Origin of the sequence: Mesorhizobium abyssinicae, from assembly GCF_049887195.1 — a bacterium.
Taxonomy (GTDB): domain Bacteria; phylum Pseudomonadota; class Alphaproteobacteria; order Rhizobiales; family Rhizobiaceae; genus Mesorhizobium; species Mesorhizobium abyssinicae.
The window spans coordinates 182,964-201,267 of record NZ_JARAKC010000008.1 but is presented as its reverse complement, the minus strand read 5'-3'; the positions used below and the strand labels follow the sequence as shown (position 1 = coordinate 201,267).

Below are 18,304 nucleotides of genomic sequence, written 5' to 3'. Positions count from 1 at the left end.
CATGCGCATCTCCATTCCGATATCCGCCTTCGTCGCCGCGATCGTCGGCTTCGGCGGCACGCTCGCCGTCGTCATCGCCGCCGCCAAGGCGGTCGGCGCGACGCAGGTCGAGACGGCGAGCGGGGTGACGGCGATCTGCCTGGCGATGGCGGTCGAGTGCCTGTGGCTGTCCTGGCGCACCAAAATGCCTGTCATCACCGCCTGGTCGACGCCCGGCTTGGCGCTGCTCGCGGCATCGAGCGGCTTTTCGGTGAACGAGGCGGTCGGCGCCTTCATCGTCACCGCGGTGCTTTTGATCGCCACCGGCCTGTTCAAGCCGCTGACCCAATTCATCGCCCGGATTCCACCCTCCGTCGCTTCCGGCATGCTGGCCGGCATCCTCGTCGGCTTCGCCACCAATGCCTTCAAGACCATCCCTTCCGATCCGGCTGATCCTGCCGCTGATCGTGGCCTTCTTCGTCATCCGTCTGTTCAATCCGGCGCTATCGGTGCTGGCGGTGCTGATCGGCGGTGGCCTGGCCGCCTTCCTCACCGGCCGTGTCGGCGGCCTGCCGGCGCCGGAACTGTCGACGCTGACGCTGATTGCGCCGCAGTTCACGGCCGGCGCCGTCATCGGGCTCGCGCTGCCGCTCTACCTTGTCACCATGGCCTCGCAGAACCTGTCCGGCCTCGCCGTGCTGAAGGCCGCCGGCTACCACCCCGAGCCCGGTCCGTTGATCGGCGTCACCGGCTTCTTCTCGCTGCTGTCGGCGCCGTTCGGCGGGCCGACCACCAATCTGGCGGCGATTTCAGCGGCGATCTGCACCGGGCCGGATGTCCATCCCGATACCGCCGAGCGCTGGAAGACAGGCCCGTTCTACACGCTCGCCTACCTCGTCTTCGCCATGTTCGGCGCCTCGCTGGTGGCGATCTTCGCCGTGCTGCCGCAGGCCCTCATCGTGCTGGTGGCGGGTCTTGCGCTGATGGCGCCGCTGACCAACGCGCTGTCGATCGCGCTCAAGGACGAAGGCCACCGCATGGCCGCCATCGTCACCTTCGCCGTCACCGCCTCGGGGCTGACGCTGTTCGGCGTCGGCGCGGCCTTCTGGGGTCTGGTTGCCGGAATGGTCGTGGTTTTCCTCGAAGAACTCAAAATGAGACAATCATTTCAGCCCTTTGTCCGGTTTTGGATGCGATCGTCTTGAATCGCCGTTTTGCCCATCCCATCTCGATTCCACGCAGCCAGGATTGGCTGTGCCCAACGGAAGGACTGGGAGAAAATGAACACAACTGCATTGATCCGTCCGGCTTGGACGCCGGCGACCATCGCGCTGATGGTGATCGGCTTCATGGTGTTCTGGCCGCTCGGCTTCGCCATGCTCGCCTACATCATCTGGGGCGACCGGCTCGACGGCTTCAAGCGTGACGTGAACCGCGCCACCGATGGCATCTTCGCCGGCTGCCGCCGCGGTTCCGACAAGGCCGCGCGCTGGGGCCACGGCTCGGCCCGCACCGGCAACGTCGCTTTCGACGACTGGCGCGAAAAGGAGTTCGACCGCCTGGCCGAGGAACGCCGCAAGCTCGACGAGATGCTGACCGAGTTCGACGACTATGCCCGCGAGCTGCGCCGCGCCAAGGACCAGGACGAGTTCGATCGTTTCATGGCCAACCGCAACAAGTCGACCGCGCCAACCACGACCGGGACGACCAAGCCGGCAAGCCCGTCGACCCCCAAGCGCAAGGGCTCGAACCTGCTTGACGACTGAGGTTGCGCGACCGGCCTCGCTATGACAAACGGCGTCGCGCAAGCGGCGCCGTTTCGTTTTTGTTCTCTTTTTAAGTTCACTCCACTGGTCGTTTTCCTCGAATCGCGTATCGTCCGGCCATGACCATCGGCTTTTTCCGCAGCCTGACCAAACCCAAGCCGGCGCCAGTCGTCGAGCGTGAGCACAGCGTCGCCGGCCGTACCCTGCCGCTCAAGATCGTCGAGAGCCACAGGGCGCGGCGGCTGACGCTGCGCATCGATTCCGGCGGCCAGGGCCTGCGCATCACCGTGCCGCCGGGCCTGCGCCGCGGCGAGGTGGAGAAATTCCTCGACCGTCACCAGGACTGGCTGGAGCAGCGGCTGGCCAAGGTGCCGACACGGCCGCAGGTGCGGCCGGGCATCAAGATTCCGGTGCGCGGCGTGGCGCATCGGATCGTCCATGACCCGTCCAAGCGCGGCACCGTCACCATCTCGCGCGACGAGCGTGGCCCGCTGCTGATCGTGCATGGCGAGCGCGTGCATCTGCCGCGCCGCATCGCCGACTATCTGAAGCGCGAGGCCAAGCGCGAGATCGAGAAGCTGGTGGCCAAACACACCGAAGCGCTCGGCAAGCGCGCCAAGGCGATCCGCTTCAAGGACACCTCCAGCCGCTGGGGCTCATGCACCTCGGAAGGCAATCTGTCCTTCTCCTGGCGCATCATGATGGCGCCGGCGCCGGTGATAAACTACCTCGTCGCGCATGAGGTGGCGCATCTGAAAGAGATGAACCACGGCCCGAAATTCTGGAAACTGTGCGAAAAGCTCTGCCCCGACACCGACCGCTGCAAGGACTGGCTGAAGCGCAACGGCGGCGCCCTGCAGGCGATCGTGTTCGATTGACGCGTCCGGCGGCCTTGGGCCGGCCGCTCAGTCATCATTCGCCGCGTTCAGTTCCTCCGGTCGCAACCCCTCGGCGCCATGTTGCGGCCACGGCAGGAAATTCCGGTCGAAAGCGTCACCGCCGAAATAGTCCAGCGCCCGGTGCGCCTCGGCCCCGTTGAAGGCGGCCTTGTCCATCAGATGCGCGATCACGTCGCGCGCCTGCGCGATCTTTTGCCTGAGTTCGGCAACGGTTCGGTCGGTCATGATTGTCTGCTCCCGCCAATGTCCCCTGTTTGAAAGGTAGTGCTTTCCGCCGTGGCGGCAACAGCATGCTTTTTCTCGACTCTTGCGGCTTTTCGTGCCAATCCCCGCGCCATGGCGCTCGACATCAAGATCTGCGGGTTGAAGACCGACGCGGCAATGGCCGCGGCGCTGGCCGGCGGCGCCAGCCATGTCGGCTTCATCTTTTTCGCCAAGAGCCCGCGCTACATCGAGCCCGCCGACGCTGGCAGGTTGCGCGAGGCGGCGCGCGGCAAGGCGTTGGCGGTTGCCGTCACAGTCGATGCCAGCGATGCGTTTCTGGATGAGATCGTCGCCAGGATGCAGCCTGACATGTTGCAGTTGCACGGTTCCGAAACGCCCGGGCGGGTAGCCGAGGTGAAAGTGCGCTACGGCCTGCCGGTGATGAAAGCATTGTCGATCAGTGAGACGGCCGATCTGGAGCGGATAAAACCGTTCGTCGGCATCGCCGACCGCTTCCTCTTCGATGCCAAGCCGCCGAAAGGATCTGAATTGCCGGGCGGCAATGGCGTCGCCTTCGACTGGCATATCCTTGCCGGCCTTGACGCCGGCGTCGATTACATGCTTTCCGGTGGGCTCAACGCCGTCAACGTCGGCGACGCCCTGAGATCAGCCAATCCGCCCGGCATCGACATTTCGTCGGGCGTGGAAAGCGCCCCGGGCGTCAAGGATCCGGCGCTGATCGAGCAGTTTTTCCGGGCCGTCAGGGCCGCGCGCGACGACCGCGCCGCCTGAGCAATTCTTGAACCAGGAGATCGGCGATGAACAAGCCGGCTATGCCCAATTCCTTCCGCACCGGGCCCGACGAGCAGGGCATGTTCGGCATCTTCGGCGGCCGCTTCGTCGCCGAGACGCTGATGCCGCTGATCCTCGACCTCGAACGGCACTGGAACGAGGCCAAGAACGATCCGGAGTTCAAGGCCGAGCTGCAGAACCTGTCGACCCACTACGCCGGGCGGCCCTCAAAGCTCTATTTCGCCGAAGGCCTGACGAGGCATCTCGGCGGCGCGAAAGTCTATTTCAAGCGCGAGGATTTGAACCACACCGGCTCGCACAAGATCAACAATTGCCTGGGCCAGATCCTGCTTGCCAAGCGCATGGGCAAGAAGCGCATCATCGCCGAGACCGGCGCCGGCCAGCATGGCGTCGCCTCGGCCACCGTCGCGGCCCGCTTCGGCTATCCCTGCGTCGTCTACATGGGCGCCACCGACGTCGCCCGGCAAAGCCCCAACGTCTTCCGCATGAAGCTGCTCGGCGCCGAGGTGCGGCCGGTCACCGCCGGCCACGGCACGCTGAAGGACGCCATGAACGAGGCGCTTCGTGATTGGGTGACCAATGTCGAGGACACCTATTACCTGATCGGCACCGCCGCCGGCCCGCATCCTTATCCGGAGCTGGTGCGCGACTTCCAGTCGGTGATCGGCGCCGAAGCCCGCGCGCAGATCCTCGAACAGGAAGGCCGCCTGCCCGACACCATCATCGCCGCCGTTGGCGGCGGCTCCAACGCCATCGGCCTGTTCCATCCCTTCCTCGACGACAAGGACGTCCGCATCATCGGCATCGAAGCCGGCGGCCGCGGCCTCGATGGTGTCGAGCATTGCGCGTCGATGAATGCCGGCGCGCCGGGCGTGCTGCACGGCAACCGCACCTATCTGCTGCAGAATGCCGACGGCCAGATCCTCGACGGCCATTCGATCTCGGCTGGCCTCGACTATCCCGGCGTCGGCCCCGAGCATTCCTGGCTGCGCGACTCTGGCCGCGTCGAATATGTGCCGATCCTCGACGACGAGGCGCTGGAGGCCTTCCAGCTGACGACGCGCGTCGAAGGCATCATCCCGGCGCTGGAATCGGCCCATGCCATCGCGCATGCGGTCAAGATCGTTCCGGCCATGGACAAGGACCAGATCGTCATCGTCAACCTGTCCGGCCGCGGCGACAAGGACGTGCACACGGTGGCCTCGATGCTGGGCATGGAGATCTGATCATGACGACCCGCATCGACCGCCGCATGGCCAAGCTGAAAGCCGAGGGCCGCCCGGCGCTCGTCACCTATTTCATGGGCGGCGATCCCGATTACGACACCTCTTTAGCCATCATGAAGGCGCTGCCCGGAGCCGGCAGCGACGTCATCGAGCTCGGCATGCCGTTTTCCGATCCGATGGCCGACGGCCCGGCCATCCAGGCGGCGGGCCTCAGGGCGCTGAAAGGCGGCCAGACGCTGGTCAAGACGCTGAAGATGGCTTCGGAATTCCGCACCGCCGACAACGAGACGCCGATCGTGCTGATGGGCTACTACAACCCGATCTACATCTACGGCGTCGAGCGTTTCCTTGCCGATGCCAAGGCCAGCGGCATCGACGGGCTGATCGTCGTCGACCTGCCGCCGGAAATGGACGAGGAGCTCTGCATTCCGGCGCTGAAGGCCGGCATCAACTTCATCCGCCTGGCGACGCCGACCACCGACGACAGGCGCCTGCCCAAGGTTTTGGAGAACACCTCCGGCTTCGTCTACTACGTCTCGATGACCGGCATCACCGGCTCGGCATTGGCCGACACCGCCAAGGTGGCGGCGGCCGTCAAGCGCATCAAGGGCCACACCGCGCTGCCGGTCTGCGTCGGCTTCGGCGTCAAGACCGCCGAGCAGGCGCGCACCATCGGCGCCTCGGCCGACGGCGTCGTCGTCGGCACCGCGATCGTCAACGCTGTCGCCAATGTGCTGGGGCCGAAGGGCGAAAAGACCGCCGATCCGGCCGAGGCGGTGGCTACTTTGGTCAGCGGCCTTGCCCAGGGCGTCCGCTCCGCCCGCCTTGCTGCCGCCGAATAGTTTTCCTACCTCTTCCTAGTCAGGACGGGAGCCGAAGCGATGAACTGGATCACCAATTACGTCCGCCCGAAGATCAATTCGATGCTCGGCCGGCGCACCGACATGCCCGAGAATCTCTGGATCAAGGATCCCGAGACCGGCGAGATGGTGTTCCACAAGGACCTCGAATCCAACCAGTTCGTAATCCCGTCGTCCGGCCATCACATGAAGATCTCGGCCAAGGAGCGGCTGAAATATTTCTTCGACGACGGCAAATACGAGACGCTCGAAAATCCCAAGGTCGTGCAGGATCCGCTGAAGTTCCGCGACGAGAAGCGCTACACCGACCGGCTGAAGGACGCCAAGGCCAAGACCGGCCTGGAGGACGCGATCGTCAATGCGCTGGGCAGCATCGACGGACTGCCTGTGGTGGTCACCGTGCAGGATTTCGCCTTCATGGGCGGCTCGCTCGGCATGGCTGCCGGCGACGCCATCGTCCATGCGTTCGAGGTCGCCCTGCAGCGCAAGCGGCCGCTGATCCTGTTCGCTGCCTCCGGCGGCGCCCGCATGCAGGAAGGCATACTCTCGCTGATGCAGTTGCCGCGCACCACGGTCGGCGTCGACCGGCTGAAGGAAGCCGGCCTGCCCTATATCGTCGTGCTGACCAATCCGACCACCGGCGGCGTCACCGCCTCCTATGCCATGCTTGGCGACGTCCACATCGCTGAGCCCGGCGCGCTGATCGGCTTTGCCGGGCCGCGCGTCATCGAGCAGACCATCCGCGAAAAGCTGCCCGACGGCTTCCAGCGCTCCGAATATCTGATGGAGCACGGCATGGTCGACATGGTGGTGTCGAGGCTGGAGATGCGCCAGACCATCGCGCGGCTTCTGAAGATGCTGCTCAAGCTGCCGCAGGAAGAAAAGCCGCTCGAGCCCGAGATCCTACCGCCGGCGCTCGCCCACCAGGAAGCGCGGCCGCAGGCCTGACGCGACACTGAACGCCGCGAGGCGCGATTGCGCGCACCGTCCGGTGCTGTAGCTTTTTGATTTGCGCATGATCCTTTCCGAAACCGATTTCCGGTTTCGGGGTCATGCGCTAGGATTCGTCCATGACAACGCTTGCCGCCGACCGCGAAATCGAAAGCCTGATGGCGCTTCACCCGAAGGGCTTCGACCTTTCGCTCGACCGCATCACGCGGCTGCTCGAACGTCTCGGCAATCCGCAGGAGCTGATCCCGCCGGCGATCCACATCGCCGGCACCAACGGCAAGGGCTCCTGCGCCGCCTTCTCTCGCGCGCTGCTCGAAGCGGCCGGTCACCTCGTCCATGTGCACACCTCGCCGCACCTGGTGAACTGGCACGAGCGCTACCGCCTCGCCGCCGAGGGCGGCGGCAAGCTGGTCGACGACCAGGTCTTCGCCGATGCCATCGCCCGCGTCGCGGCGGCCAATCAAGGCCAGAAGATCACCGTCTTCGAGATCCTCACCGCCGTCACCTTCCTCTTGTTCGCGGAGCATCCGGCCGAAGCGGCCATCATCGAGGTCGGCCTTGGCGGCCGCTTCGACGCCACCAATGTCATCGCCCGGCCGGCAGTGTCGGTGATCATGCCGGTGTCGATGGACCATGAGGCCTATCTCGGCGACCGCGTCGAACTGATCGCCGCAGAAAAGGCCGGCATCATCAAGCCTGGCTGCCCGGTTGTCATCGGCGCGCAGGAAAGCGAGACGGCGCTGCAGGTGCTGATCGAGACCGCCGAACGGCTCGACTGCCCGACCTTCGTCTACGGCCAGGATTTCCTCGCTTTCGAGGAAAACGGCCGCATGGTCTACCAGGACGAGGACGGGCTGATGGACCTGCCGCCGCCGCGCCTGCCGGGGCGCCACCAGTTCGCCAATGCGGCCGCGGCGATCGCCGCGATCAAGGCCGCCGGCTTCGAGATCAGCCATCGCGCCGCCGAAAAGGCGATGGCCAGCGTCGCCTGGCCCGGCCGCATGCAGAAGCTGGCGCAAGGCAAGCTGGCCGAATTGGCGCCGAAGGGCGCCGACATCTGGCTCGACGGCGGTCACAATCCGGGCGCCGGCGTCGTCATCGCCGAGGCGCTCGCCGAGCAGGAAGAGAAGCACCCGCGGCCGCTGTTCCTGATCTCCGGCATGATCAACACCAAGGACCAGAGCGGCTATTTCCGCGCCTTCAAGGGGCTCGCCCGGCATGTCTATACGGTGCCGGTGAGCCTCAGCGACGCCGGCGTGCCGAATGACGAACTGGCGCTGCGTGCCGCCGAGGCCGGCCTGTCGGCGGAACCCGTCAGCTCCGTCGCCAGCGCGCTGATGCTGCTGCGCGACACCTGGGACGGTCCGCCGCCGCGCATCCTGATCGGCGGCTCGCTTTACCTGGCCGGCGCGGTGCTGGCCGAAAACGGCACGCCGCCGACCTGAGGGCAGGGTTCCGACCTGTTCTGACCGCAAGGAGCCCGTCGTGATCAAGGTCAAGCAACTCGCCCATGTCTGCATCTTCGCGCATGACCTGGAAGCGACGCGAAGCTTCTACCGCGACGTGCTCGGCATGGACACAAGGTTCAATTTCCTGCGCGACGGCAAGGTTTTCGGCTTCTACCTCGATTGCGGCGGCCGCAGCCATGTCGAGGTGTTCCAGAACGACGAGGCCAGCTACAGCGATCGCAACCAGATCAACCATTTCTGCCTGGAAGTGGAAAACATCGACGCGGCGATCGCCCATATCAGGTCGAAGGGCGTCGAGGTCACATCGAAGAAGCACGCCTGCGACGACACGTTCCAGGCCTGGATCCGCGATCCGAACGGCGTGAAGATCGAGCTGTTCGAATACACCGCAAAAAGCGCGCAATTTACCGGCGGCGATCGCATCGCCGACTGGTGACTTCCGCGCGCCGTCTATGGACTATTTCAGCTCGATCTCGATGAAGGCGTATTCGCTGTCATTGGCGCTGATGACGTCGTGCTCGACGCCCTCCTTGCGGAAATAGGGCGCCCCCTTCTTCATCTCGGCGAAGGATTCGCCGTCCTTGGTCAGCAGCTTCACCTTGCCGTCCATCAGCGGCACGATGACATAGTCATGGCCATGGCGGTGCCAGCCGGTGTTGTCGCCGGGCTGGAAGCGGTATTCGGTGACGATGACGCGCTCGTTGTCGATGAAGACGGTGGCCTTGGCTGTTCCGGTCATGGTGTTCTCCTGTCCGTCCCAAGCAGACGACATGCAGGCATAGCACACGAGGGCCAGAAGGCGCCGAGACATGGCGCCAAAGAAAAAGCCCGGCGCGACGGCCGGGCTTTTCCTTTGAAGCTTTTCGATTGGCTCAGGCGAGGCTGCCGTTGATCCAGTGCGACAGCGCGGTCTTCGGCGCCGCGCCGACCTTCATGTCGGCGACTTCGCCGCCCTTGAAGATCATCAGCGTCGGGATCGAGCGCACGCCGAACTGGGCGGCAAGCTCCGGATTCTCGTCGATGTTGAGCTTGGCGATCTTCACCTTCGAGCCAAGCTCCTTGGCGATGTCTTCCAGTGCCGGGGCGATCATCTTGCAGGGGCCGCACCATTCGGCCCAGAAATCCACCACGACCGGCTCCTTGGCGTTGAGCACATCGGCCTGGAAATTGCTCTTGTCGACCTTGACGGTGGTCATGCGGAAATCCTTTCGAGAACTCGGGTTACACCAAATGTGGTGGTGGCAGCGGCCTAATTCAAGCAGTTCTTGTGTCACGCTCCCGTGAGTCGGGCAAGGGCATCGTCAAGAGCCCGCGCCGGCAGCTCGATCAGCCTTGGCGCCTCGGTGAACAAAAGCACGGCCCGGACCGCGCGGCCGGGATAGAGCGGCTGAAGCAGTGCCCGATAGAGCGCCAGCTGCAGCACATAGGCAGGCGGCACCTCCTCCAGCGTCGCCGGCGCCGGCCGGTTGGTCTTGTAGTCGACGATCGACACGCTGTGCCCGGAGACCGCCAGGCGGTCGATCTTGCCGGAGATCGAGCGCAACTTTCCCTTCACCTCGAGGCTGCCCATGACCGCGACTTCGGCGCGCGATGCGGGCGCGAACAATGCGGTGAAGCGGGGATCGGCGAGGATCGCCATCACGGCTGCCAGCGCTTTGCCGCGCTCTGCTTCTGGCCAGCCGGCGCCGGCGCGCGCCAGATAGCGTTCAGCGGCGTCCTGACGCTCGCCTTCAGCGACCGAGGGCAGCATTTGCAGCAATTTGTGCAGCGCCAGCCCGCGCAGGACGGCGAAACCGGGCTCTGCCTCGGCATCCAGCACCGGCGAGCGCGTGTCGGTCACCGTCTGCTTGGCTTCGTCGATCAGCGCCGAGGCGCCGGAGGGCGACAGAGGCCGCGGCAGCTCCTCATAGGGCGGCAACGGGCGGAACAGGTTTTCCGGCAGCGGCGCGACATGCTGCACCGGGCTTGCCGATCCGGCCGCCACCAACGCCACCGGCGGCAGCTTGGTCATATGGAAGCGGTGCACGGCGACCTCGTCCGTCGCCGGGTGCCGGCGCTCCCCGCTTTCCGGCGCGCCGATCAGCGCCCGGCTGACGATCGCATGCCAGGTGCCGGTGCTCGGCGCGCGCTTGCCGTGATAGCCGCAGACGACCAGCCGGTCCTCGGCCCGTGTCATGCCGACATAGAGCAGACGGCGGTATTCGTCGTCGGCAAGCTCCCTTGCATGCGCGGCCGCGGCTTTCGAAAAGCTATTGGCAACGTCGCTCGCCGAGCGCCAGAGATAGCCCTTGCCCCCAAGATGCTCGCCCGAACCCTCGAACGGCATCAGGCGCGGCAGATGCTGGTCGCTGAACGGCGCCGAACCGCCATCGACCAGGAAGACGACAGGCGCCTCCAGGCCCTTGGCTGCGTGCACGGTCATGACGCGCACCTCGTCGCGGGTCTGGTCCATCTCGCGCTTGATCTCTGGCCCGCTGCTTTCCAGCGTTGCCAGGAAAGCCTCCAGCCCGGGCAGGCCTGTGTGCTCCTCAGCAAGGCAGAAGCTCAGGAATTCGTCGATTATGTCGCCGGCTTCCGGCCCGAGGCGCGCGATCATCTTCTTGCGCAGGCCGTCGCGCGCAAGGGCCGCGGCGTAGAATTCGAACACCGGCTTGAAGGCTGCCTCGTCCGTCCAGGCGTCGAGCCGCGCGACAATGCCGGCCAGCACGGCATCCTCGCCACCCTGCTTGCGGAGCGAAGCGAATAGCGAAAGACCCGTCGGCCGTCCGTTAGCCAGCGAAAAGAGCCGCTCCTCGGACACGTCGAAGATCGGGCTGCGCAGCACGGCGGCGAGAGAAAGGTCATCCTCGGGCTGGATGAGGAAATGGCCGAGCGCGATCAGGTCCTTCACCGCGATGTGGCCGGGCAGGCTCAGCCGGTCGGCGCCGGCGACGGGAATCTGCCGGTTCTTCAGGCTGCGCGACAATGCATGCACGAAGCGGTCGCGCTTGCGCACCAGGACAAGGATGTCGCCGGCCGTCAGCCTGCGGCCCTTGCCCTCGAGGACCTCGCCGTCCCGGAGCCAGGCCTGGATCGTCGCAGCCACATGCTCGGCCACCCGCACCGCCGGCGCGCTGGCATGGTTGACCGGCAAGGTCCAGTCGTCCGGTTCCTCGACCGCGTCGGCGCCGATCGACGGCCACACCTCGACATAGCCCGGCGCGTCGGTGCGGATCGCCTTGTGGCTGAGCGGATCGGGGTCGTGGCTGATGCCCCGCCTGACGCCCGGGTCGGCAAAGACACGGTCGACGGCGGCCAGCACATCGTCACTGGAGCGGAACGACCAGGTCAGCTTGAGATCGGCGAAAGAGGCTTCTGCGTCGCGCACGCGACCGGCAAACAAAAGCCTGCTCTCGGCAAAGGAATCGGGTGCGGCGCCCTGGAAGGAATAGATCGACTGCTTTTCGTCGCCGACGGCGAACATCGTGCGCCGCACCGTCTCGCGCTGGCCGAGGCCGGCGAAGAATTCCTCTGTCAGCTTCTTCACCACCTCCCACTGATCGGGGCTGGTGTCCTGCGCCTCGTCGAGCAGGATGTGGTCGATGCCCTGGTCGAGTTTGAACTGCACCCAGGGGCCGGCATCGGGCCGCGACAAAAGGGCGACGGTGCGGGTGATCAGATCGTTGAAGTCGAGGAAGCCGCGGCTTCGCTTCAGCTGCTCGTAGCGGGCGATCAGCCAGCGGGCGATGGTCAGCGCCGCCGCCGTGCCTTCGAGCATCCGAAACAGCGCCAGCCGGTCCGAAACCTCGAGGATCGCCTTGGCCGCCGCTAGATAGCGCTCCGGCAGGTCGGGCAGCCGGTCGAGCAGCGCCCTCTTGAAGGTCTTTGCCGGCTCGTAAGCGTCGCCATCGGCTTTGAGGAAGGCCTTGCCGAGCAGCTGCAGCCTGCGGATCGGGTCGGCTTCGGCGAAGGCCAGCCTGGCATAGGGCAGGATGTTGTTCAGCACGATGCGCGCATCGGCCGTTTCCGCGGTGCGCGCGAAGCCGGCGAAATAGTCTGGCAGGAAGCCGGGCAATGGCCAGAGCGAGGCGGCGATGTCCTCGGCCGTCAGGCCTGGCCTGAAGCGGAATTCGGCGAACAGCGGCCGGAAGTCCTCGCCCAGCCCCGACAGGAAGGCGCGCAGCCCATCGCGCTTCGCCACGATCTCGGCCAGCAGCGCGTCGAGGCCGGCCTCGCCGCCGCGCTCCAGCACCGTGGCGAAGGCCTCGGCCAGTCCTTCGGCGCCGGCGCCGGCGCCAGAGATCATGTCGCGGCGGGCATCGGCGAACAGCGACGCTTCCATCTGCGGATCGAGCATCTCGAAATGCGCGGGAATGTTGGCTTCCAGCGGGAACTGGTGCAGCACCGATTCGCAGAAGGCGTGGATCGTCTGGATCTTCAGCCCGCCTGGCGTCTCCAGTGCTTCGGCGAACAGCCGCCGCGCGCGGCGCATCGTGTCGGCCGCGGCGCGGCGGCCATCCAGCGTCGCGATCCGCGCGGCGAGCTCGGCGTCACCGAGCGAGGTCCATTCCGACAGCGTCGAAAACACCCGGTTCGACATGTTGGCGGCGGCGGCGCGCGTATAGGTCAGGCAGAGGATTTTCGACGGATCGGTGCCGTTGAGCAAAAGCCGGATGACGCGCTGCGCCAGCACATGCGTCTTGCCCGAGCCGGCATTGGCTGACACCCAGGCCGAATTCAGCGGGTCGGAAGCGCGCGCCTGGCTGGCAGCGGTGTCGCTGGGGATCGGGTAGGCCTTCTTCATGCCTCCCCCGCCTCGTCCTCGCTATCGCCGCCGGCCGACCATTCGAGCACGCGCGCGAGATGGTCGTAGTCGCCATCGGCCTCGCCCTCGCGGAACGGCAGCGCGCGCGACAGATAGCCGGTTGTCGGGTCGGCATAGTGGAAGAGCAGCTTCTCCAGCCGTGCCCAGGCCTCCTCGGCGAGCTCATTGGCGGTCCTGGGCTTGCGGTTGTATTCGAGGATCGATTCCTCGAACACGTCGCCATTGGGCTTCAGCCGCACGAAGGCGAGCTGCGAGGGCTCAGCTGTGCCGAGCGCCTTGAAGGCGCCGCGCCTGAGCAGCGCGCCTTCCAGCGCCAGCTGCGGCGAAAGCAGCGTGTGCGCCTGCGCCTTCGATGGCGAGGACCCGGTCTTGTAGTCGAGTATGTCGGCCATGCCCCCGGCCAGCAGGTCGACGCGATCGGCATAGCCGGACAGCGTCACCCCGGTGCGGCCGACCACGGTCTTCTCGGCTCGTTCCTCGGCATAGCGTTGGGTGACGGCGTCGGCGCGGCCATGCTCCCATTCGATGATGTTGGCGGCGAGTTTTTCGAAGCGCGGCCACCACACCGCCTCAATGTCAGGTGGCAGTGCGGCTTCCGCAAAGCAGGCCCGGCCGGCTTCGAGAAGACCTGCCAGCGCGTCCGGCTGGCGCGGATCGGCGATCCTGGCTGAGAACAGATGCAGGATGGCGTGGAACAGCGTGCCGCGCTCGGCCGCTCCGGGATCGCGGATGACGGGATCGAGCGGCATCAGGCCGAGGATCCGCCTGGCATAGACGGCATAGGGGTCGCGGCGCAGCGTCTCGATCTCGGTGATCGAGAAATGCTGCGGCCGCACGCCGAGCGGCGGCCTCGGCTGCGGCCGTGGCGCGAAATCCTGCCGCTCGCCGGCATCGAGCGCGCGCGCCCAGGCGAGCAGCGCCTCGCCGCGCCGCAAGGGCGCTGCCGCATGCTCCTTGCCGATGAAGGTCAGCATGCGCTGCAGCCAGCGCGACGGCACCGCCGGCGCGTCGCCGGAGCGGGCCGAGCGCGTCAGCACCACCTTTTTCGCGCCCATCGCCATCTGGAAGTCGTGCGCGGCAAGGCCGATGCGCCGTTCCGGCGGCTCGAGATCGATGCCGGTCTTCATCAGCCGCGACATGAAGCGGTCGCTCTCCGGCTTGCGTGGCCACACGCCTTCGTTGAGCCCGCCGATGACGAGCGTGTCGACGCTTTGCAGCCGCGCCTCCAGCGCGCCCCAGATGGCGATGTTGCGGTCGGTGCCTTGCGCCGGCTTGACCATTTCGGGCGCGATCAGCGCGTCCATCACGTCCGGCCATTCGGCTGCCGCGAAGGCGAACGGCACCGAAGCGGCGACGAGGCCGCGCATGAGTTCGGCGAGCTTCTCGCCGGCGTCGCCGGCATAGAGTTGCGTCAGGCCGCCATCGGCTGCCCGGCCGAGGTTCTCCAGCGCAACAACGCTTGCATGAGTCAAGGCGGCGAGGTCGGCATCCTGTTCGCCGCGAAAGGCGGTGAGCGGCGCAAGCGCCTCGGCCAGGCGGGCAAGCATGTCCCGCGCCTCGTCGATGCCGCGCGCCGACAGCCGCGAGAGCCAGAAGGGCGGGCGGCTGCCGCCGAGACCCGAAAGGCGGGCCTCGAAAAGCAACGCCAGCGAGGCCGCGTCCGGCCGCCCGGTGCCGCCGCGCAATGCCACCAGTTCGACGATCTCCGCCGCATGGCGCACGCGTGCCCGGTCGCGGCCGAGGCCAAGCAGCGGGTGCTTCAGCAGCGACAACAGGCCGACCGGATCGCCAGGCCGGAATGCGGCCTGCAGCGCCAGCCTCAGCAGGCTCGCCGCCGGCGTGTTGGCGAGCGGCGTGCCGCCGGAATCGTCGGCGACGACGCCGAAGCGCTTGAGCTCGACAGAGACGCGCCGCGCCAGCGCGCGGTCGCCGGTGACAAGTGCTGCGCGCCGGGCCGGCTGCTCGACGGCGCGCTTCAGCGCGATCGCGATCGCCACTGCCTCGTCGCGCTCGCTCGCGGCTTCCACCAGCGTCACGCCGGCCAGAGCCTCGCCTATGGCCTCGCCTGCGAAACCGGGGCGGGTCGCGGTCCACAATTCGGTGGTTTCGGCCGGTCGCAGTGCTTCGCCGACAAGCGCCGCGCGCACCGAAAGCGCCCGGTCGGCGGCGACGATCTCCTCGACATCGGTGCGCAGCACGCCGATGCCGCCGATCAGCTTTGCCAGGCCGTATTGCGGGTGGCCGAGCGTCGCCGGCCGCGCGCCGGGTGCCGAAATCGCGGCGAAGGATGCCTCATCCAGCCCTTTGTCGAGGCCGGGCAGCACGACCGCGCCGTTAGGCAGGCCGGCGATCACCCCGAGCAGTTCGGCTGTCGCCGGAATGGAGCCGGTCGAGCCTGCGGCGATCACCGGTCCGGCCGGCGGATTGCGCTTCAGCCGCGCCGCCTCCAGCCTGATCAGCGCGCTGCGGTGCGCGGCCGGATTGGAGAGCCTGCGCTCCTCCAGCAGCCTTGGCCAGTGGTCGGTGACGATGCCGAGGAAATCGAGTGTCACCTGCCACCAGCCGGCGAGGTTGCCGCTGACCAGCCCGGCGAGCTTCGCCCAATCCGTACCTTCGGTCTCGATTTCGTCCATCAGCCGGGCAAGGTCGCGCGCCAGCCAGATGGCGTCGGCCGCCGAGGTCGGCACCACGAATTCCTCATTGAAGCGCGCCGCGACATGCGCCGGCAGGCTCTCCTTCCACGCCCGCACCAGCGGCGCCAGCAACAGCAAGCGTTCCTGCGCCGCGATCGGCGGCGCCAGATCGATTGCTGGCGTTGCCTCGGTGTCGAAGGCGGCCTCGTCCTCGTCGAACTCGCCGAGCGGCCGCACCGTCGGCAGAATGGCCGAGCGACCTCCCAGCATGTCGACGAAGGCGCCGCGCAATGCCCGCGCCGCGCGCCGCGTCGGCACATAGAGCGTGACGTCGGCGAGCGCCAGCGGGTCGCCCTCGAAGCGGAAGCCGGGGACAAGCCGGCCGGCCAGCAAGGCTTCAGCCAGCGTCGGCAGAAACGGCGCTCCGGGCGGGATCGAGAAAACGCGGCGCGAGCCGCTCATATCGCTTTCGCGAGGGCGCCGGCGACCGCCGCCTCGGCGAGCGGAATGGCGTCGGGCGTGCCGACGGTGATCCAGCGGCCCTGCATCGCCATTCCGAACAGCCGTCCGGCGGCGATCGCCGTGTCGAAATAGGCGTTGAGTGAATGCGGGCCCGTCGGCGCGTCCTTGAAGATGCGCGGGTGGACAATCGCAGCCCCGGCATAGATCAGGCCGGCCGGATCGCCTTTCGAGCGCTGCAGGGCGCCGTCCGCCGCCACCAGGAAATCGGTGCCGACGCAATGTCCGGTGGCGGAATCGAGATCGGTGAGCATCAGCAGAATATCCATTCTGGCAGCGTCCCATGCAAGGGAAAGGCGCTGGAGGCTGGGCTGGCCGCTGTCGATCCAGAACGTGTCGGCGTTGATGATGTAGAAGGGCTCTTGTCCCAGCGCGGGCAGCGCCCTGACGATGCCGCCCGCCGAGTCCAGCAGCATCTCGCGCTCGTCGGAAATGACGATCCTCGGCGCTTTGCGGCCGGCGACATGGGCGATGATCTGGTCCGGAAGATAATGAACGTTGACGATCGCCCTATCGACACCGGCGCTCGCCAGGCTGTCCAGCCCCCAGTCGAGCAGCGTCTTGCCGGCGATTTCCACCAGCGGCTTCGGCATCGTGTCGGTGATCGGCCGCATGCGCTTTCCAAGCCCGGCGGCGAGCACCATTGCGTTCCTGGGGGTTGCGGTCACAGCGGTCGTTCTTCCAGCAGGCCATGGGCGGCGTAGAAGTCGTGTAGCCCGGAGAGTGCCGGGTGCGCCAGCGCTCTTCTGAGATAGTCGCGGATGCGCGGCAGGTGCTTGAGGTAGAAGGGCTTGCCGTCGCGCTTTTCGAGCCGCACGAAAATGCCGAGGATCTTCGAATTGCGCTGCGCCGCCATGATCGCGTAGGCCTCCCGGAACGCCGCCTCGTCGAAGGCGCCGGCGGCGTGGCGCGCCGCGACATAGGCATCGAGCGTCCGCTTTTCGATCTCAGGCGAGATGGTGACGCGGGCGTCCATGGCGAGCGAGGCAACGTCATAGGCGGCGGGGCCGATCAGCGCGTCCTGGACATCGACGACGCCGAGCCGGTCATGACCGGTGCGGTCGCCGCGCCAGATAATATTGGGCGAATGGAAATCGCGCAGCATCAGCGTGTATTGGCTGCCTTCGAGCCGGTCGAGCACCTTGTTCCATTCGTTGTGGTAGCCGGCCAGCAAGGCATTGCCCGCCGGCTTGCCGGTCAGCATCGGCACATACCAATCGACCAGGAGATCGGCTTCGATCAGCATCGCCTCGCGATCGAAGGGCGGCACGTCGTGGAAGACGCCGGGCGCGGCCTCCATCCTGTCGGGCCAGGCCTTGCCGTGCATCATCGCCAGCAACTCGGCCGCCGCAGCATAGCGCTCGGCGATCGGCTCGCCGTTCTGGCCCAGGAACCCTTCCGCGCCGAGATGCTCGAGCAGCAGGAAGCCTTGCTCCAGGTCCTCGGCATGGATCTCCGGCACGCTGACCTTGGCGGCGTGCAGCGCCTTGTCGATGGCGACGAAGGCGGTGACGGACTGCGCGGTGTGGGCGATGACCGCATAGGGCTTGCCGTCGCGCACTGGCGGGCCGAGCACCAGCCGCGGCGAGTTCATCAGCACGCGCGGCGCGATGCCGGCGAGCGAAACGATCTCATAGGAGCGGGCGGAAGCGTCGCCGACGAAGAAGCGCCGGCCGGCTTCGCCCCAGCCGGCCGTGGCCAGGAAATCGCGCATCGCCAGCGAGCGCGCCGCGCGATCGAAGGCAGCGCCCTGTCCCGACAGCTTCGCCAGGCGGCCGTCGCCCTGGTGGACGAGCTCGATCCAGACCGTGCCATCGGGCAAAGCGGCCTCGGCGCGTTCCGGCCATTCGACCAGGGCCGCCCCCCCTTGCGCCAGCGCGTCGTCGAAGCCGAGTTCGTCGAGCTCGCTCGCCGAAGACAGGCGGTAGAGATCGAAATGATGCACGGGAAGGCGCGTCTCGTAGCTCTGCACCAGCGTGAAGGTCGGGCTCGGCACGTCGAGGCCGGCATCGTCGGCCAGCGCCCGGATCAGCGCCCGCGCCAGCGTCGACTTGCCGGCGCCGAGATCGCCCTTGAGCGCCAGCACGTCGCCCGGGCGCAGCGCCATCGCCAGGTCTTCACCCAGCCTTGCCGTGGCGGCTTCGTCGGCGAGAAAACGCTCCAGCCCTGCCATGAGGCCCG

At 66.9% G+C, this 18,304-nt stretch carries 15 protein-coding genes and 1 pseudogene; 9 read left to right on the top strand and 7 right to left on the bottom strand.

Annotated features, from left to right (window positions below):
* Window position 1 precedes the first annotated feature (1 nt).
* The 3 genes and pseudogenes from PU724_RS19465 to PU724_RS19455 all read left to right on the top strand — a co-directional run bounded on the left by PU724_RS19465 (window position 2) and on the right by PU724_RS19455 (window position 2,623).
* Window positions 2–1,184, top strand: a pseudogene (locus tag PU724_RS19465) (benzoate/H(+) symporter BenE family transporter).
* 75 nt (window positions 1,185–1,259) lie between these two features.
* Window positions 1,260–1,745, top strand: coding sequence for a DUF2852 domain-containing protein (locus PU724_RS19460; protein ID WP_354420459.1), 486 nt, complete (start codon window positions 1,260–1,262; stop codon window positions 1,743–1,745).
* Window positions 1,746–1,864: 119 nt separating this feature from the next.
* Window positions 1,865–2,623, top strand: a complete 759-nt coding sequence (locus PU724_RS19455; RefSeq protein WP_127283603.1) for a M48 family metallopeptidase — start codon at window positions 1,865–1,867, stop codon at window positions 2,621–2,623.
* Window positions 2,624–2,650: 27 nt separating this feature from the next.
* On the opposite strand, the gene PU724_RS19450 is transcribed toward PU724_RS19455, so the two are convergent.
* Window positions 2,651–2,869 carry a hypothetical protein gene (locus PU724_RS19450; protein ID WP_127283604.1) on the bottom strand — a complete coding sequence of 73 codons (219 nt, stop codon included), beginning with the start codon at window positions 2,867–2,869 and terminating at the stop codon, window positions 2,651–2,653.
* Window positions 2,870–2,980: 111 nt separating this feature from the next.
* On the opposite strand from PU724_RS19450, the gene PU724_RS19445 reads away from it, so the two are divergent.
* The 6 genes from PU724_RS19445 (at window position 2,981) to PU724_RS19420 (ending at window position 8,603) form a co-directional block, all read left to right on the top strand.
* Window positions 2,981–3,640, top strand: a complete 660-nt coding sequence (locus PU724_RS19445; RefSeq protein ID WP_354420458.1) for a phosphoribosylanthranilate isomerase — start codon at window positions 2,981–2,983, stop codon at window positions 3,638–3,640.
* A gap of 26 nt (window positions 3,641–3,666) precedes the next feature.
* Entirely contained in the window at window positions 3,667–4,887 is a 1,221-nt protein-coding gene (gene trpB / locus PU724_RS19440) for a tryptophan synthase subunit beta (RefSeq protein WP_135860252.1), read from the top strand.
* Between the two features lie 2 nt (window positions 4,888–4,889).
* Entirely contained in the window at window positions 4,890–5,729 is an 840-nt protein-coding gene (gene trpA, locus PU724_RS19435) for a tryptophan synthase subunit alpha (protein WP_127283608.1), read from the top strand.
* Window positions 5,730–5,768: 39 nt separating this feature from the next.
* Complete coding sequence (accD, locus tag PU724_RS19430) at window positions 5,769–6,695, top strand: acetyl-CoA carboxylase, carboxyltransferase subunit beta (protein WP_127283609.1); 927 nt, start codon at window positions 5,769–5,771, stop codon at window positions 6,693–6,695.
* Window positions 6,696–6,817: 122 nt separating this feature from the next.
* Window positions 6,818–8,143 carry a bifunctional folylpolyglutamate synthase/dihydrofolate synthase gene (locus PU724_RS19425; protein ID WP_320253678.1) on the top strand — a complete coding sequence of 442 codons (1,326 nt, stop codon included), beginning with the start codon at window positions 6,818–6,820 and terminating at the stop codon, window positions 8,141–8,143.
* A 40-nt stretch (window positions 8,144–8,183) separates the two neighbouring features.
* Window positions 8,184–8,603, top strand: a complete 420-nt coding sequence (locus PU724_RS19420; RefSeq protein ID WP_320321192.1) for a VOC family protein — start codon at window positions 8,184–8,186, stop codon at window positions 8,601–8,603.
* A gap of 21 nt (window positions 8,604–8,624) precedes the next feature.
* On the opposite strand, the gene PU724_RS19415 is transcribed toward PU724_RS19420, so the two are convergent.
* The 6 genes from PU724_RS19415 to tsaE form a co-directional block, all read right to left on the bottom strand.
* Window positions 8,625–8,906, bottom strand: a complete 282-nt coding sequence (locus PU724_RS19415) for a cupin domain-containing protein (protein ID WP_127283612.1) — start codon at window positions 8,904–8,906, stop codon at window positions 8,625–8,627.
* 133 nt (window positions 8,907–9,039) lie between these two features.
* Window positions 9,040–9,363 carry a thioredoxin gene (gene trxA / locus PU724_RS19410; RefSeq protein ID WP_126057124.1) on the bottom strand — a complete coding sequence of 108 codons (324 nt, stop codon included), beginning with the start codon at window positions 9,361–9,363 and terminating at the stop codon, window positions 9,040–9,042.
* A gap of 74 nt (window positions 9,364–9,437) precedes the next feature.
* Window positions 9,438–12,950: a double-strand break repair helicase AddA gene (gene addA / locus PU724_RS19405; protein WP_354420457.1), complete on the bottom strand. Its 3,513-nt coding sequence runs from the start codon at window positions 12,948–12,950 to the stop codon at window positions 9,438–9,440.
* The gene (gene addB / locus PU724_RS19400) at window positions 12,947–16,066 is read right to left on the bottom strand and encodes a double-strand break repair protein AddB (RefSeq protein ID WP_354420456.1); all 3,120 of its coding nucleotides are present in this window, start codon (window positions 16,064–16,066) and stop codon (window positions 12,947–12,949) included. Before addB ends, addA begins: the two co-directional genes overlap by 4 nt.
* Window positions 16,063–16,767, bottom strand: a complete 705-nt coding sequence (locus PU724_RS19395) for a nucleotidyltransferase family protein (protein WP_354420530.1) — start codon at window positions 16,765–16,767, stop codon at window positions 16,063–16,065. Before PU724_RS19395 ends, addB begins: the two co-directional genes overlap by 4 nt.
* A 20-nt stretch (window positions 16,768–16,787) precedes the next feature.
* Entirely contained in the window at window positions 16,788–18,296 is a 1,509-nt protein-coding gene (gene tsaE / locus PU724_RS19390; protein WP_354420455.1) for a tRNA (adenosine(37)-N6)-threonylcarbamoyltransferase complex ATPase subunit type 1 TsaE, read from the bottom strand.
* Window positions 18,297–18,304: the final 8 nt, after the last annotated feature.

Coding starts and splice junctions, on each gene's coding strand:
- tsaE (WP_354420455.1), bottom strand. CDS start 18,296: ATGGCAGGGCTGGAGCGTTTTCTCGCCGACGAAGCCGCCACGGCAAGG.
- PU724_RS19460 (WP_354420459.1), top strand. CDS start 1,260: ATGAACACAACTGCATTGATCCGTCCGGCTTGGACGCCGGCGACCATC.
- addB (WP_354420456.1), bottom strand. CDS start 16,066: ATGAGCGGCTCGCGCCGCGTTTTCTCGATCCCGCCCGGAGCGCCGTTT.
- PU724_RS19450 (WP_127283604.1), bottom strand. CDS start 2,869: ATGACCGACCGAACCGTTGCCGAACTCAGGCAAAAGATCGCGCAGGCG.
- trpB (WP_135860252.1), top strand. CDS start 3,667: ATGAACAAGCCGGCTATGCCCAATTCCTTCCGCACCGGGCCCGACGAG.
- PU724_RS19445 (WP_354420458.1), top strand. CDS start 2,981: ATGGCGCTCGACATCAAGATCTGCGGGTTGAAGACCGACGCGGCAATG.
- addA (WP_354420457.1), bottom strand. CDS start 12,950: ATGAAGAAGGCCTACCCGATCCCCAGCGACACCGCTGCCAGCCAGGCG.
- PU724_RS19395 (WP_354420530.1), bottom strand. CDS start 16,767: ATGGTGCTCGCCGCCGGGCTTGGAAAGCGCATGCGGCCGATCACCGAC.
- accD (WP_127283609.1), top strand. CDS start 5,769: ATGAACTGGATCACCAATTACGTCCGCCCGAAGATCAATTCGATGCTC.
- PU724_RS19425 (WP_320253678.1), top strand. CDS start 6,818: ATGACAACGCTTGCCGCCGACCGCGAAATCGAAAGCCTGATGGCGCTT.
- PU724_RS19415 (WP_127283612.1), bottom strand. CDS start 8,906: ATGACCGGAACAGCCAAGGCCACCGTCTTCATCGACAACGAGCGCGTC.
- trpA (WP_127283608.1), top strand. CDS start 4,890: ATGACGACCCGCATCGACCGCCGCATGGCCAAGCTGAAAGCCGAGGGC.
- PU724_RS19455 (WP_127283603.1), top strand. CDS start 1,865: ATGACCATCGGCTTTTTCCGCAGCCTGACCAAACCCAAGCCGGCGCCA.
- trxA (WP_126057124.1), bottom strand. CDS start 9,363: ATGACCACCGTCAAGGTCGACAAGAGCAATTTCCAGGCCGATGTGCTC.